The 12,321-nt window shown below is 47.9% G+C and carries 12 protein-coding genes; 6 read left to right on the forward strand and 6 right to left on the reverse strand.

Annotated features, from left to right (window positions below; genetic code table 11):
• Nucleotides 1-8 precede the first annotated feature (8 nt).
• The 3 genes from ligD (at nucleotide 9) to ACFQ2T_RS11050 (ending at nucleotide 4,065) form a co-directional block, all read left to right on the forward strand.
• A complete protein-coding gene (gene ligD, locus ACFQ2T_RS11040) occupies nucleotides 9-2,576 on the forward strand; it encodes a DNA ligase D (protein WP_379034373.1) in 2,568 nt (855 codons plus the stop codon).
• A 255-nt stretch (nucleotides 2,577-2,831) separates the two neighbouring features.
• Nucleotides 2,832-2,987 (forward strand): DUF3309 family protein, encoded by a 156-nt coding sequence (locus ACFQ2T_RS11045; RefSeq protein WP_379034375.1) that lies wholly within the window; start codon nucleotides 2,832-2,834, stop codon nucleotides 2,985-2,987.
• A 94-nt stretch (nucleotides 2,988-3,081) separates the two neighbouring features.
• Nucleotides 3,082-4,065: a hypothetical protein gene (locus ACFQ2T_RS11050; protein ID WP_379034377.1), complete on the forward strand. Its 984-nt coding sequence runs from the start codon at nucleotides 3,082-3,084 to the stop codon at nucleotides 4,063-4,065.
• Nucleotides 4,066-4,397: 332 nt separating this feature from the next.
• Here the strand turns inward: ACFQ2T_RS11050 and ACFQ2T_RS11055 are convergent, their stop codons facing one another.
• The gene (locus ACFQ2T_RS11055; protein ID WP_379034379.1) at nucleotides 4,398-6,263 is read right to left on the reverse strand and encodes a GGDEF domain-containing protein; all 1,866 of its coding nucleotides are present in this window, start codon (nucleotides 6,261-6,263) and stop codon (nucleotides 4,398-4,400) included.
• A gap of 224 nt (nucleotides 6,264-6,487) precedes the next feature.
• Nucleotides 6,488-6,775 (reverse strand): hypothetical protein, encoded by a 288-nt coding sequence (locus ACFQ2T_RS11060; protein ID WP_379034381.1) that lies wholly within the window; start codon nucleotides 6,773-6,775, stop codon nucleotides 6,488-6,490.
• Between the two features lie 243 nt (nucleotides 6,776-7,018).
• Here ACFQ2T_RS11060 and ACFQ2T_RS11065 point away from each other — a divergent pair, with 243 nt between their 5' ends.
• Nucleotides 7,019-7,174, forward strand: a complete 156-nt coding sequence (locus tag ACFQ2T_RS11065; protein ID WP_379034383.1) for a DUF3309 family protein — start codon at nucleotides 7,019-7,021, stop codon at nucleotides 7,172-7,174.
• A 411-nt stretch (nucleotides 7,175-7,585) separates the two neighbouring features.
• Here the strand turns inward: ACFQ2T_RS11065 and ACFQ2T_RS11070 are convergent, their stop codons facing one another.
• From ACFQ2T_RS11070 to ACFQ2T_RS11080, 3 genes are all read right to left on the reverse strand, one after another.
• Nucleotides 7,586-9,187: an EAL domain-containing protein gene (locus ACFQ2T_RS11070; RefSeq protein WP_379034385.1), complete on the reverse strand. Its 1,602-nt coding sequence runs from the start codon at nucleotides 9,185-9,187 to the stop codon at nucleotides 7,586-7,588.
• Nucleotides 9,188-9,518: 331 nt separating this feature from the next.
• On the reverse strand, nucleotides 9,519-10,001 hold the full coding sequence (locus ACFQ2T_RS11075; protein ID WP_379034387.1) for a DUF421 domain-containing protein: 483 nt from the start codon (nucleotides 9,999-10,001) through the stop codon (nucleotides 9,519-9,521).
• 153 nt (nucleotides 10,002-10,154) lie between these two features.
• The gene (locus ACFQ2T_RS11080) at nucleotides 10,155-10,793 is read right to left on the reverse strand and encodes a DUF2490 domain-containing protein (RefSeq protein ID WP_379034389.1); all 639 of its coding nucleotides are present in this window, start codon (nucleotides 10,791-10,793) and stop codon (nucleotides 10,155-10,157) included.
• A gap of 279 nt (nucleotides 10,794-11,072) precedes the next feature.
• Here ACFQ2T_RS11080 and ACFQ2T_RS11085 point away from each other — a divergent pair, with 279 nt between their 5' ends.
• Entirely contained in the window at nucleotides 11,073-11,378 is a 306-nt protein-coding gene (locus ACFQ2T_RS11085; RefSeq protein ID WP_379034391.1) for a hypothetical protein, read from the forward strand.
• A gap of 58 nt (nucleotides 11,379-11,436) precedes the next feature.
• Here the strand turns inward: ACFQ2T_RS11085 and ACFQ2T_RS11090 are convergent, their stop codons facing one another.
• Nucleotides 11,437-11,613: a hypothetical protein gene (locus ACFQ2T_RS11090; RefSeq protein ID WP_379034392.1), complete on the reverse strand. Its 177-nt coding sequence runs from the start codon at nucleotides 11,611-11,613 to the stop codon at nucleotides 11,437-11,439.
• Nucleotides 11,614-11,925: 312 nt separating this feature from the next.
• On the opposite strand from ACFQ2T_RS11090, the gene ACFQ2T_RS11095 reads away from it, so the two are divergent.
• A complete protein-coding gene (locus ACFQ2T_RS11095) occupies nucleotides 11,926-12,135 on the forward strand; it encodes a hypothetical protein (protein WP_379034394.1) in 210 nt (69 codons plus the stop codon).
• The last annotated feature ends 186 nt before the right edge of the window (nucleotides 12,136-12,321 follow it).

Below are 12,321 nucleotides of genomic sequence, written 5' to 3' on the forward strand. Positions count from 1 at the left end.
GATATGCCATGGGCTTACAACAATACTGGAAAAAGCGCGATTTCAATATCACCAGCGAACCGCGCGGCCAGGTGGGGTCTTCCGGTGAACAACTGTTGTTCTTCATCCAGAAGCATCATGCCCGCAATCTGCACTACGACTTCAGGCTGGAGCTGGAAGGCACCCTGAAAAGCTGGGCAGTGCCAAAAGGGCCCAGCCTGGACCCGGCTGACAAACGCCTGGCAGTTGAAGTCGAAGATCACCCGATTGCATACGGCAGGTTTGAAGGCGATATCCCAACCGGCCAGTATGGCGCCGGACATGTGATGTTATGGGATAAGGGCAGCTGGGAGCCGATAGGTGACCCGGTGAAAGGCTACAAAAACGGCTCGCTGAAATTCTATCTGCATGGCCATAAATTACAGGGCAAATGGGCACTGGTACGCATGAAGGGCGCTGCTGCAGGCAAGGATAATAAAGCCAACTGGTTGCTGATCAAAGAACAGGATTCGGAGTCCCGCAGCGGCAAAGACGCGCATATCACAGAAACGGCTGCCGGATCTGTCAGCGCGATACCTGACACGAATACGCATGCTCCTAACCCAAACCCATCTACACATTCACCCGCAAAAACCACCACCAAAAACGCTAAGACAAGCACCCGCATTGCCATGCCCGCCACCTTCCAGCCGCAACTTGCAACCCTGGCCACACATGTGCCAGCAGGTGAGCACTGGCTGGCAGAGCTAAAGTATGATGGTTACCGTGCATTGACCAGGATCGAGAACGGCAGCGTCAATATGTTTACCCGACAGGGCCACAACTGGTCAGCCAAATGGCCTGCGCTGGTGAAAGCGCTGGCTGCATTACCTGCAGATTCAGCATGGCTGGACGGAGAAGTGGCGGCGATTGGGCCAGACGGCCACGTCAGCTTCCAGTTGCTGCAAAATGCCATGCGCCTGGGACACGATGCCAAGCTGGTCTATTTTGTATTCGACCTCATGTACCTGGACGGTCATGACCTCACACAGTTGCCGCTCAGTGACCGCAAGGAATTACTGCGTACCCTGCTGGGCAATCAGGATGCGCAAAGCCCTGTTCATTTCAGCGATGACATCAGCGGCCACACAGAAGAAGTCTTCAGGCAGGCATGCGTGCATGGGCAGGAGGGCGTGGTGGTCAAAGATGCCCAAAGCCCATATGTACAGCAACGCTCCGCGGATTGGCTAAAGATCAAATGTGGCATGCGCCAGGAGTTTGTGGTGGCAGGCTATACCGATCCGGCTGGCAGCCGTGATTTATTCGGTGCATTGCTGATAGGCACCTATGATGAGGAAGGACATTTACGTTATGCCGGACGGGTGGGCACCGGTTTTAACGGCGATAGCCTGAAAATGATTGCAGCTAATTTCCCTAAACTAGGCGCCAGCAAGCCCGCATTTGCAAACCCGCCAAGTGGCCGCGATGCGATAGGCGTGCACTGGCTGAAACCTGTATTAGTGGCAGAAGTGAAGTTTGCCCAGTGGACCAGTGGTGGTCTGGCACGGCATGCCAGTTTTGTCGGCCTGCGCGACGACAAGCCCGCCAAGCTTATCAGGCAGGAGATTGCAGAGAAGCCAGCACAAACTGCCAGCGCGCCACCAAGCATATCGGCCAGCCCGGCGTCCAGCAAAGCAGGCCCATTACGCCAGGCAGCTTCTACCGGATCGCACATTGCAGGTATCAAACTTAGCAATGCGGCCAAGATATTGTATGCGGAAGATGGTTACACCAAGCGCGATGTTGCCCGCCATTATGTCGATGTCGCAGACTGGATATTGCCCTACTTGCAGGACAGGCCACTTTCTATTGTGCGCTGCCCGGATGGTTACGACAAAACCTGTTTTTTCCAGAAGCATGTCAGCAAAGATAACCATAGACATGTGCAGGCCATACAGCTTGACCCGGCCAATAAGGCCGCCGAATACTTTGTCGCTAACCAGCTGCCCGCCATCATAGAGCTGGTACAACTAGGTGTGCTGGAGTTACATACCTGGGGCTCACGCTATCCGGTCACTGCCCTGGCAGACCGCTTGATTTTTGACCTGGACCCGGGCCCCGGACTGGCATGGGAAAAAGTCACCGAAGCGGCACTGTTATTGAGGGGCTTGCTGGAAGAAGTCGATTTGCAATGCTTTGTGAAAACCACGGGTGGTAAAGGTTTGCATGTGGAAGTGCCTATCAAGGCAGAATATCCCTGGGACGTGATCAAGGCATTTGCGCACGGGGTGGCCGACTATCTTGAGGCGCAAATACCGGACCGGTTTACCGCCAGTATTTCCAAAAAGAAACGGGAAGGGCGCATCTTTATAGATTACCTTCGCAACAGTTCAGGCGCGACGGCTATTGCGCCTTATTCCACAAGGGCACGCGCTGGTGCGCCGGTAGCGACACCGCTCGCCTGGGAAGAAGTAGGCGCGGGCATACAGGCCGATACTTTCAATATCACGAATATCTCTGAACGGCTGTCCGGGCTGGCGAATGACCCCTGGAAACATTACCTGGGCAGCAAGCAACAACTCACGCCTAATATCATCAAGCTGTTTTCCAAATCATAACTTAACCACACTTAAGAAAGTGTCGATGTTAAGCATATCCACTTGATCTAAGGCTGTAGCTGGCGTCCGACGATTCCTACAAAAAATTCAGTGGAAATGCTATGGAGCAGCCTCCGATAAATCCGCATGATTAAGCCTCATTCTACTGGGTATGACACACGATACATTGTAGTGAAATGATTGCGGCGCTACTTGGCGTAACACCCGCAATAAAGCGTTCAATCTTCTGTTGATTTTTGCGATTCTGGAGGGATCATGTTCGGTAATATTTTGATTGGACTTCTTATTATCGCTTTATTTTTTGCAATCCCGGCGTGGCCTTACAGTACCAAATGGGGTTATTACCCGATTGGCATCATAGGTTCAGTACTCGTTCTAATGCTCATTTTTTCGCTGATAGGGCTGATTTGATACCGGTCATTTTTGCCAGGTTTTTGATCAAGTCCAGTAGCAGTATGCATCAGGTTCAAATAAAAACTTAATTATAAATTTATGGAGCTACATCATGGCACAAGCTATTTTATCCACTGACCCGTCGTCGGGTCGCCCAACAAACCTCACGCATGTCGATGCAACTAATAAGAGTGCGATCTCATGGGCCGCAATCCTGCTAGGCGCAGTGGCTGCTGCGGTTATTTCGCTTATCTTGTTCATCCTGGGTACAGGGCTGGGTTTATCTTCTATTTCACCATGGTCGCATGATGGTGTCACCGCTACTACATTCGGTATTGCTGCCATTATCTGGATCACTGTGACCCAGGCATTAGCTTCCGGTTTGGGTGGCTATTTGACAGGCCGCCTGCGTGTCAGATGGCAAGACACAGACCCTGATGAAGTCTACTTCCGTGATACCGCGCACGGTTTTATTTCCTGGAGTGTGGCTACATTAGTAACCGCGACACTGCTAACGTCAGTCGTTGGCTCTATAGTGAGCACAGGAGTGCAGGCCACTGCCAGCGTTGCAGGCGGTGCTGCGACAGCAGGTGTGGTAGCTGCGGCTCATACTGGCATGGGTGAAGAGGCTGGCGAGCAAGCAAGTAGTGCTTCTGCCTATTTCGTAGACTCTTTGTTCAGACCAGCACCTGCGAATACTGCGACAGACTCTGTTGATCATGATCCATCTTCCCACGCTGCGCATCCAGCGATTGCGAATACCCAGCAAGAGTCGGTGCCTAGCGCTGAAGTAAGCCGCATCATTGCGACTTCAGTTGCCAACGGTTCATTATCTGCTGAAGACTCAGCTTACCTTGCTCAACTGGTTTCTCAGCATACCGGTTTATCTCAACAAGAAGCTCAAGCCCGTGTGAACCAGATTTACACTACCGTGCAAGACAAAGCTAAAGAAGTTGAATTGAAAGCTAAAGAAGCCGCTGATACAGCTCGTAAAGCTTCAGTTGGCATCAGCTTATGGTTGTTTGTTTCCCTGTTGATCGGCGCTTTCTCAGCTAGCCTGGCCGCCACATGGGGTGGTCGCTGCCGCGATGCGTAATTAGTTTGTTAAGCCCTCGCTGATCAAGCTTGGGCTTACTCAGCAAGGCCCAGCTTTTTAAATTGTCAGGAGAATTAATATGCGTTCATTACTACTTTTCTTTTTAGGCGTGCCTATTCCGCTGATCATCTTGATTGCTTTGTTTGTGCGTTAATTTGCAAGGTGATTGTTAACTTTTAATTCAGGAGATTATTATGCGTTCATTATTATTGTGGTTCATTGGTATCCCAATTCCAATCATTATCCTGATTGCGTTGTTCGTACACTAAATCAGAAAAGGCGAAGCTAGCTTCGCCTTTTTGCTTTTTGTAACTTTTTATAGCTTGTCACTTTTAACACCTGCGTTCAATAAACAAACTATTACCCGGCATTTTTTTAGCCTGTTTTTTCGCCATGCTCACCGCAGATGACAGTTCATGTTGTGACCTGTATTTGCCAGGTTTTACTTTCACTGCGCCTATCGACAGACTGACAAAAGGATATTGCACCACTTTGCCCTGCCGGTCTTCTGCCACTATGCCGCCAGCAGCTTTGTGGGCGGTGTCATAAAATTCCGGAATGTCTTTTTCCAGGTTTCTGAGTATTTGTTTACAGCGCTCCTGCCAGTCTTCGCTCTGGAAGATCACAATAAAATCATCGCCGCCTATATGGCCGACAAAGTCAAAATGCTGGTCGACATGGTTAAGCAGCAATTTGGCGGTATAGCTGATAATTTCGTCACCACGCCGGAAACCATAAATGTCGTTATAGGGCTTGAAGGTATCCAGGTCAAAGTAACAGACGCTGAATTTGCATTCGGAAGTCAGCAGGCGCTCAAGCTGTTCATTGATAGGTACATTGCCTGGCAGTAGCGTGATCGGGTTGGCATAACGCGCAGCGTTAAGCTGCATTTGCGTCACTTCACGCAGCAGATCCTGCCCGCGACCTATGCCCAGGTAACGGCCACTGTCAGTGATGATAAATCCGTTGCTGAAGTGCTGCGCTTCTTCAGCGATGATGTCACTCAATGCCTTCAGGCTCATGGATTTTTCCACAATCAGCGGGTGTGCATCCATAAATGTTTCAGAGCAGCGGCGGTTACCATATAGCTCCCTGCGGTAAGGCCGCGCCAGGTTTTCTATCATGGCATAGCGGGTAATCATGCCGATCGGCGTTTCACCATTGACCACCGGCAGCATATGGATGCTGCTGTCACTTTCAATCAGGCGCATGACTTCGTTGTTGGTCATGTCGGCAGGAATCGGCGGGATGTACTTTAACAACTTGTTGACGTTGGAACGTTGATCGAGTGCCACATAGTTATTCTGGTAAAGGTGCAGCGTGTTCCTCACCAGCTGTTTTTTAACGTCGGCATCAATCGATAAGATGAGCTCAGGCTCCGGCCGGCCCAGGTAGTAGCCCTGGCCGAAATCAATTTTGAGATCTTTGATGATGCATAGCTCTTCATAAGCTTCTATGCCTTCAGCAATCACCTTGGCGCCCGAGTTTTGCGCAATCTGCTGGATAGAGCGGACGAACTCGAACTTGACCTGGTCCTGATGGATGTTACGGATAAAGTGCTTGTCGATTTTGACGTAATCCGGCTTGAGTTCTGACCACAAACGCAAGCTGGAAAAGCCTTCGCCCAGATCGTCCATGGCGATTTCAAAACCGATATTGCGGTAGTACTGCACCGCCTCGCGCAGCAGGCCGTAATCCATATTGCGCGTTTGCTCGGTCACTTCAATAATGATTTGTTTCGGTTCCAGCCCAAGGCTGGCCAGGTAGGCCAGGGTTTCGCCTTTGTTCGGAGCAGACATCAGCAACATTTCCGGCGTGCTGTTGAGAAAGAGCTTACGTGTTTTGCAGGTGGCCGCATAATTCTCCAGCACAATCTGGCGGCTCAGGTGCTCCATCTCCGGCAGGAAAAGCTGCTCTTTGGCTGCCTCAAATAAATCGAGTGGCGAGTGCAGGCTGGTAGTTGCCGGTCCGCGGATCAGGCCCTCAAAGCCATAAATATCGGCACTCTGCAATGCCACGATAGGCTGGTAAACCGAGGACAGGCTACGATTGATCAGGATATCCAGAATGGCCTGCGAGTGCGCATTACGGCTATTTTCAAATAGTTTGCGCTGATCGTCTCCCCACTTGGCGCCCCAGCTGTAAGCCAGGTTGGCAATTAATTGTGCTGTTCTATCCAATTGTGCCGATCTATCCATAGTTGCATTCTTTTTGTGGGCAAGCATTGCTGACTTATCTATTGATTACAATTCACTAGCAATAACGTAACGCATAGCCGTTAACTTAAACCTGAAAGCGCTATTTGTGGCGATTTCACAAAAGATTCAAAGTTGCAGGGAATATGTTAATGCCGGAATTGAGCCTATCGGAGCAATGTCTGGATGAGAAAAAGGCCTCGTTTGCGAGGCCCTGGCTTTTGCCATTACACCAGTTCCTCCAAGAGGTCCGGCCCGAATACTTCTTTGTGGATACTGGATGTATCAACCCCTGACCCGACTAAACGTTGCTTCTGCGCCTGCATAAAACTTGTCGGCCCGCATATGTAAATCTCTGCATTCTTCAGGACTGCCGGCGGAATATCATCAATGGTCAGCCTGCCTTGCGCATCTCCTGATACCTGGCTGGTATACAGCTTGAATTTCAGCTGTGGCATGGCTTGAATCGCTTGCTCAATATCCGCGCGGTGCAAGTATTCTTCCTGCGAACGCACGGCATAAAGTAATTAGACAGCATGCTGGTGATTGACTTTAGCCAGGTGAATGCACATGAAACCAGGTCAAGTAAATATTCCGCTATCAGAATATTCCTACAATTAATTCAGCCATAAAGGCATAGCAGGTTTAATCATGTGCCTGCATGATTGAGCCTCATAACTTTAATAATTCAAAACAAGATTGCTCGAGATTCGGCAATAGTTTGAAGTCCAATAATTTAAAATTTAGGAGAACCCGCTATGCTCAGAACTGTCCTGCTCGTGATTCTTATTCTTGCCCTGATCGGCGCTTTGCCAGCCTGGCCTTACAGCTCTGGTTGGGGATATTACCCAAGTGGCGGATTGGGACTAGTGGTGTTGATCCTGCTGATTCTCGCTCTGACCGGCAGGTTGTAAAAAACCGTTATTCGATTGGCTTAGATAGAAATGTCTAAGCCAATTTTTATTCTGCTCAATTTCCTCGATAAGGAAGCCAGCCTTGGGGCGGAAAACGGTTTACCAGGGCAGTGGCTAGATCACCTGGTTTGATTATGCGTTAGGCAATGCTGCCTATGCCGCAGGTCACCTACCGTCAGTAGCCAATAGCTTCCAACATGCGACAGAACTGCATCATGAATCTGCTGTTGGATGGGGAAATAAAAAATTGAAAATCACAAATTGCACAGAGTTTGGTTGAGATTCGGCAGCAGAAGAAATGATCAACCGGGTCGTTAGATCATCTTTAAGCCTGATCAATTAGAAAAGCTCGGCACTATCGAGTTTTTTTATTGCTACGAACGATGCCTATATTTATTAATCTATCTCTGGTTAATTCACTCCAGTATGCTTTTCCAGGTAAGTGTAAAAATCTTTGCGCTTGAGGGATTTCGAGAATAACCAGCCTTGCACGTATTTGACACCGCGCTCGCGCAGTATTTGCGCCTGCTGCTCGGTTTCAACGCCTTCGGCCACCATATCCAGCTGCAAGGTTTTTGCCATCTCGATAATATGAAAAGCCACATGGCTGGTGACGGCATCGGTGCCTACCGAGTCAACAAAAGTCTTGTCTATCTTGAGGTAATCCAGCTGGAATTTTGTCAGGTAAGACAAGCTGGAATAACCGGTACCAAAATCGTCAATCGCCACCATGACGCCACAAGCGCGGATATTTTTAATGGTGTTCAGTGCTTCGTCATCATCCAGGAATCCTCGTTCGGTGACTTCAATGACAATCTGTTTTCCCTGCGCCCCGGTGGTTTTTTTCAGATGCTCTATCATCGGCAATAACTTGCCTGAACGAATATCATGCGAAGAGATATTGATGCCGACATGAAAGTTGCTGTGCATATTCAGTGCCGTGTGCATATCTTTCGCCACTAACTCAAACACGCGCTGGGTAATCTGGCAGATGACATCTGAGGCTTCCGCGGCCGGAATAAACGTGTCCGGGCTGATAAAATTATTATCAGGGGTTTTCCAGCGAATCAATGCTTCAGCGCCTACGCATTGATGGGTTTGCAGGTTTATGATGGGCTGGTATTCCAGGTAGAACTCGTTATTCGCCAGCCCCCGTAGGATTGCGGATTTTGTTGAATATCTTGTGCGCTGCATATAAACGAAAATGCCGCCCAGCGAGATGCCCACCACCATTGCCAGCGGGATCAGAATCTGGATAAAAGAAATAAGGTCATCGTTAATATCCTGCAATGGCATGGCGGCTACGACACCGGTCAGATTTAACTTATTGGGCGCCATATACACCAACATGTGACGCTCTTTATCGATAAATGTGAGTGCTTGCTTACCGTTGTATTTATTTAACCATTCGGACGCAATCGTGCCTCTGGAGGTATACAGCCTGTGTGACTCGATGCCAAAAATACCAACTGAAACTTCAGAACTCCCTAATGCTTCGATCGCATGGCTAGGCACCAGCACGACTGCCCAACCTGCTTTTTCCATGACCACTAAATGATGGTTTTGCCAGTCTGACACTTTGATATTGGCCCACATACGCGTGCCATCCGGCTCTGTCCTGAACGGTGTGCCCAGTATGACGCCATCGAACACTTCCGAAATGGACGAACATACAATCCGGTCATCCTTGACGTGCGCGACCGCCTGCAGAAAAAAACCGGAGATATTGAATTCCTGCATTTTCTGGATATGTTGCGGTGCGCAGGCGTCTTTTTCTGCCACATGCGAGAAATGGTTGACCACATTGGCGAACTGGTCCCGCGTGGAGCTCATGCGCATTAGCACGCCGCTGGTGATTTCACGCAGGCGTTTGGTTTCTTTGCTGATCGCCTGATTCTGCGCAATCATTAAAGACAAAAAGATAGACACAAAAGCGGTGACTATGATCAGGAGGATAGTGACACCAGTCAGCATCCTATTGTTACGCCAACTCATATTTAACAGATTATTCATATTGATACACCCTTCCAAAAGGTCAGTCTTATCGCTGCGTCTTTAGCTTGCATCGGCCAGTCATACAAAGCCGATCAGCGTCACGGGATAGAAGTGTGCAATCTGGAATTGATTAAATGCGCGCGAAGTACAAGAGTGATAAACATAATTTATTTTTTTCTTTGATGTCGTTTGGATATCGATCTTGAAGCGTATGGAAGATAATTAAATTGATACTAAATTATCTTCCATAGGGTAGTTATCGGCGCGAGATGGCTAGTCTGTAGAGTGAAGGGCGATTAAATGTTAATTTTTTTTATTTTATGGCCTGTGATAGTAAATCTGTCTTGCGTCATGCATTGTCGTAGCGAACCACGCTGATTTCACCATCCATTTCGATCTGCATTTGTTTGACTTCCGAGATGTTACCTATGCCTTCTTCTCTGAGTTTTGCCATGATTTCATCCTGTGTCACGAACTCCTTGCGCATCTGTTTTCTTTGCAGTACGCCATTCTTAACCAGTACCAGCGGTTGCGCTTCCACCATTTTTCTTACCCATACATATTTAAAACTCAGATAATCAATCAGCAGATTCCAGAAGACCAGGACGGAGATAAGCACCAGGCCATCGGAAATCGATTTGGAATCACCACTCATGGCGTTCTGCGAAGCATCGGCAATAATCACCACAAACAGGAAGTCGCTGACGCCGACACTGCCCATGCTACGGCGCAGGATAGATCTGAAAATAAGGAAGAGGAACCAGAAAACCACTGTTCCGCGCAGGACGATTTCCCACAGTGGCACAGTCAGGTGAAATGTTGAGAAATCCATACGGTTCTACCCCCTGGGTATGCATTAAATAGCGATTATAATAAGCCCATGCTAGGGCAGAATCCTACAAAACTAATCGCTATTATATTGTCAGAGCGGGCGTAAACTGATGTAGGAAAATGCTGAAAATGCATGTGCTGAGACACTTGAATCCTAGAACTTAAAGCCTATTGTAGTACTGACGACATGGTTTTCGAGATTGTGCGTAGTTTTATGAACGAACTGGTTGAGATAGCCGGTCTCCAGCAAGCAGGTTTTACTTACTTTCCAGTTGATTCCGATAAAAAGACGGTTCTGGTCAAAGCCACGCTGTGCTCCCCAATCTGTCTGGTCTACATTCACAAACACCTCATCCGACATGACATAGGTAAGCGCGGGGGAGTGACTGGGGAGAGAGACCTTGAACATTTGACGTAACCTGTGACCAGTCTCATGAAAGCCTTGTCGAGTACGTTCTTCGAGACGACTGCGGTTGCTTAATGTGAGCGAATAGTGGGGGTCAAACTGATATTGAAACTGTTGCCACCAGCGATTTTCCTGGTAAGAGGCTTTGCCATCCGGGTGGCTGGTAATGGTGTCGTGACCCAACCAGAAGCTGGTTTTTTTGTCAGGTTTGTAAAACAGCGCGGGTCGCACATAAAGGGTGTCGAGATGCTTGCCTTCATTTCGCAAACGGGGGTTGATATCAAGGTCCCAGTAAAAGTTGGGAGCAGGTAGTCCGCCTTGCATGCGCAGATTGAACCAGTAACCACCGTCCTCCTCTGGTCCGGCTATCGCATGCGTCCAATGCATTAAAATCAAGACCAAAGCAGATACAAGGTTATATCTCTTCATCATACGAAACACTTCCCTTCTTCAATCACTTTCAGGAAATTGTATTTGAGACAGGTGAATTGAATCTGAATTTTGCTGAGCTACCCTACTAATGAATCACTATGCATGTCTGATCATTCCTACAGAGAATTCAGCCACTTTTTGATGGCGGATTTCTTGTCTGCACGGCAACATAGACCGGATAGAGGCCACTAGTGCTTACATTACACTAGTGCTTACATTAAAGGAGAACTTAGAATGTGTGGAGAATCACAGATTAATAAGGCAGGGCCTAATAGCGCAGTAGAAACTGATACTTTACAGACCAGTGAGGAAAATGCACTATTGCTAATGGATATCTTTGTGAATCACTTTAAATTACTGACAGGTGAAGCTTTGTTAGCCAGTAAACTCAGTAGTGTCTGGTACGATAAGCAGAAAAGCCAGGAAGATTTGCTCAATGGCATTGAATTCGCCAAATCTCAGGAATGGATAATCCCTCTGGACGAAGCTTTCAGATTAACAGAAGCCGGATTCCATACTGCCTCAACATCAAGCCAATAAATGCTCCCACCACTCTTTAGAAGTGAAGAGCCCATAACCAAGTTTTTGTAATTTAATTCTATTGCTGATTGTCACCGATGATATCAGGCTGAACGTCAGGATTGGCAGGTTCTGTAGGCTGATAAGGCGTATCCGGGTCAGGTTTGATCGGCTTGTGTGTTTCCTCTGGAAATACCGGATGGGTGGTTTCGTCAGCTGATCCGAAAAAGTGTTGTGCGATAAGTGACTGTGTCATATGTTATCTCCGTGTTTAATATCCGTTAACAACTGAAGATACTTAACTGAAGCACGCTTTTTTATCAGTGATTGCCTGAAACTCATGTCAGAATTTCTTGGTGTATGCGATGGTATAAAGCGCTGAATATTCCTACGCAGGGTTCCTGAAATCGCCGACAGAGCGCCTGACCAGAGTCGCGTATTCTGTGAATAAGTACTTAATACAATCAATCCTGATGTTTACATCAGCTGTCACTGCAGTTCCATCTGAATCACTTCCTATATGCAATAAGTGTTGAACACTGCAGAGACATCATGCAAGGAGATCACTATGTTAGATAAATCACGTTCAGATAATACATGGATAGAGCCGACAAGTCTGGATTGCAGGGAAGGTGAAACCTCATCCAGGCATACGAATGCCAGGGAAACGAATATACGTGAAGAAAAATTACAGAGCCGCGAAGGAAAATCATGTTCACGCACGGTTAAGCAGGCACTGGCTATCAGTCATTTAAAAGCGCGTAAAGTGGAAGAGTAATCACCAGGATAACGCTTTGCCTGGAGTAAAAAATGCGCTCGTGAATTGGCACCATAAGTTTTGTCTGAACTTTCCTACAAAACATTCAGCATAAATTGTATAGCGGTATTACTTCGAATTCGCGATGATGAATCATCGTTTAACTTTAAGAATTCAAGGCCAAAACGCTAGGCTTTCTGGCAATGC

This window comes from Methylophilus flavus (genome assembly GCF_042678905.1).
GTDB lineage: Bacteria > Pseudomonadota > Gammaproteobacteria > Burkholderiales > Methylophilaceae > Methylophilus > Methylophilus flavus.

Bases quoted from the DNA above. Each gene is read 5' to 3' on its own strand.
- ACFQ2T_RS11055 (WP_379034379.1), bottom strand. From the start codon at position 6,263: ATGGATAGATCGGCACAATTGGATAGAACAGCACAATTAATTGCCAAC.
- ACFQ2T_RS11045 (WP_379034375.1), top strand. From the start codon at position 2,832: ATGTTCGGTAATATTTTGATTGGACTTCTTATTATCGCTTTATTTTTT.
- ACFQ2T_RS11080 (WP_379034389.1), bottom strand. From the start codon at position 10,793: ATGCATTGGACGCATGCGATAGCCGGACCAGAGGAGGACGGTGGTTAC.
- ACFQ2T_RS11090 (WP_379034392.1), bottom strand. From the start codon at position 11,613: ATGACACAGTCACTTATCGCACAACACTTTTTCGGATCAGCTGACGAA.
- ACFQ2T_RS11085 (WP_379034391.1), top strand. From the start codon at position 11,073: ATGTGTGGAGAATCACAGATTAATAAGGCAGGGCCTAATAGCGCAGTA.
- ACFQ2T_RS11070 (WP_379034385.1), bottom strand. From the start codon at position 9,187: ATGAATAATCTGTTAAATATGAGTTGGCGTAACAATAGGATGCTGACT.
- ACFQ2T_RS11095 (WP_379034394.1), top strand. From the start codon at position 11,926: ATGTTAGATAAATCACGTTCAGATAATACATGGATAGAGCCGACAAGT.
- ACFQ2T_RS11050 (WP_379034377.1), top strand. From the start codon at position 3,082: ATGGCACAAGCTATTTTATCCACTGACCCGTCGTCGGGTCGCCCAACA.
- ACFQ2T_RS11075 (WP_379034387.1), bottom strand. From the start codon at position 10,001: ATGGATTTCTCAACATTTCACCTGACTGTGCCACTGTGGGAAATCGTC.
- ligD (WP_379034373.1), top strand. From the start codon at position 9: ATGGGCTTACAACAATACTGGAAAAAGCGCGATTTCAATATCACCAGC.
- ACFQ2T_RS11065 (WP_379034383.1), top strand. From the start codon at position 7,019: ATGCTCAGAACTGTCCTGCTCGTGATTCTTATTCTTGCCCTGATCGGC.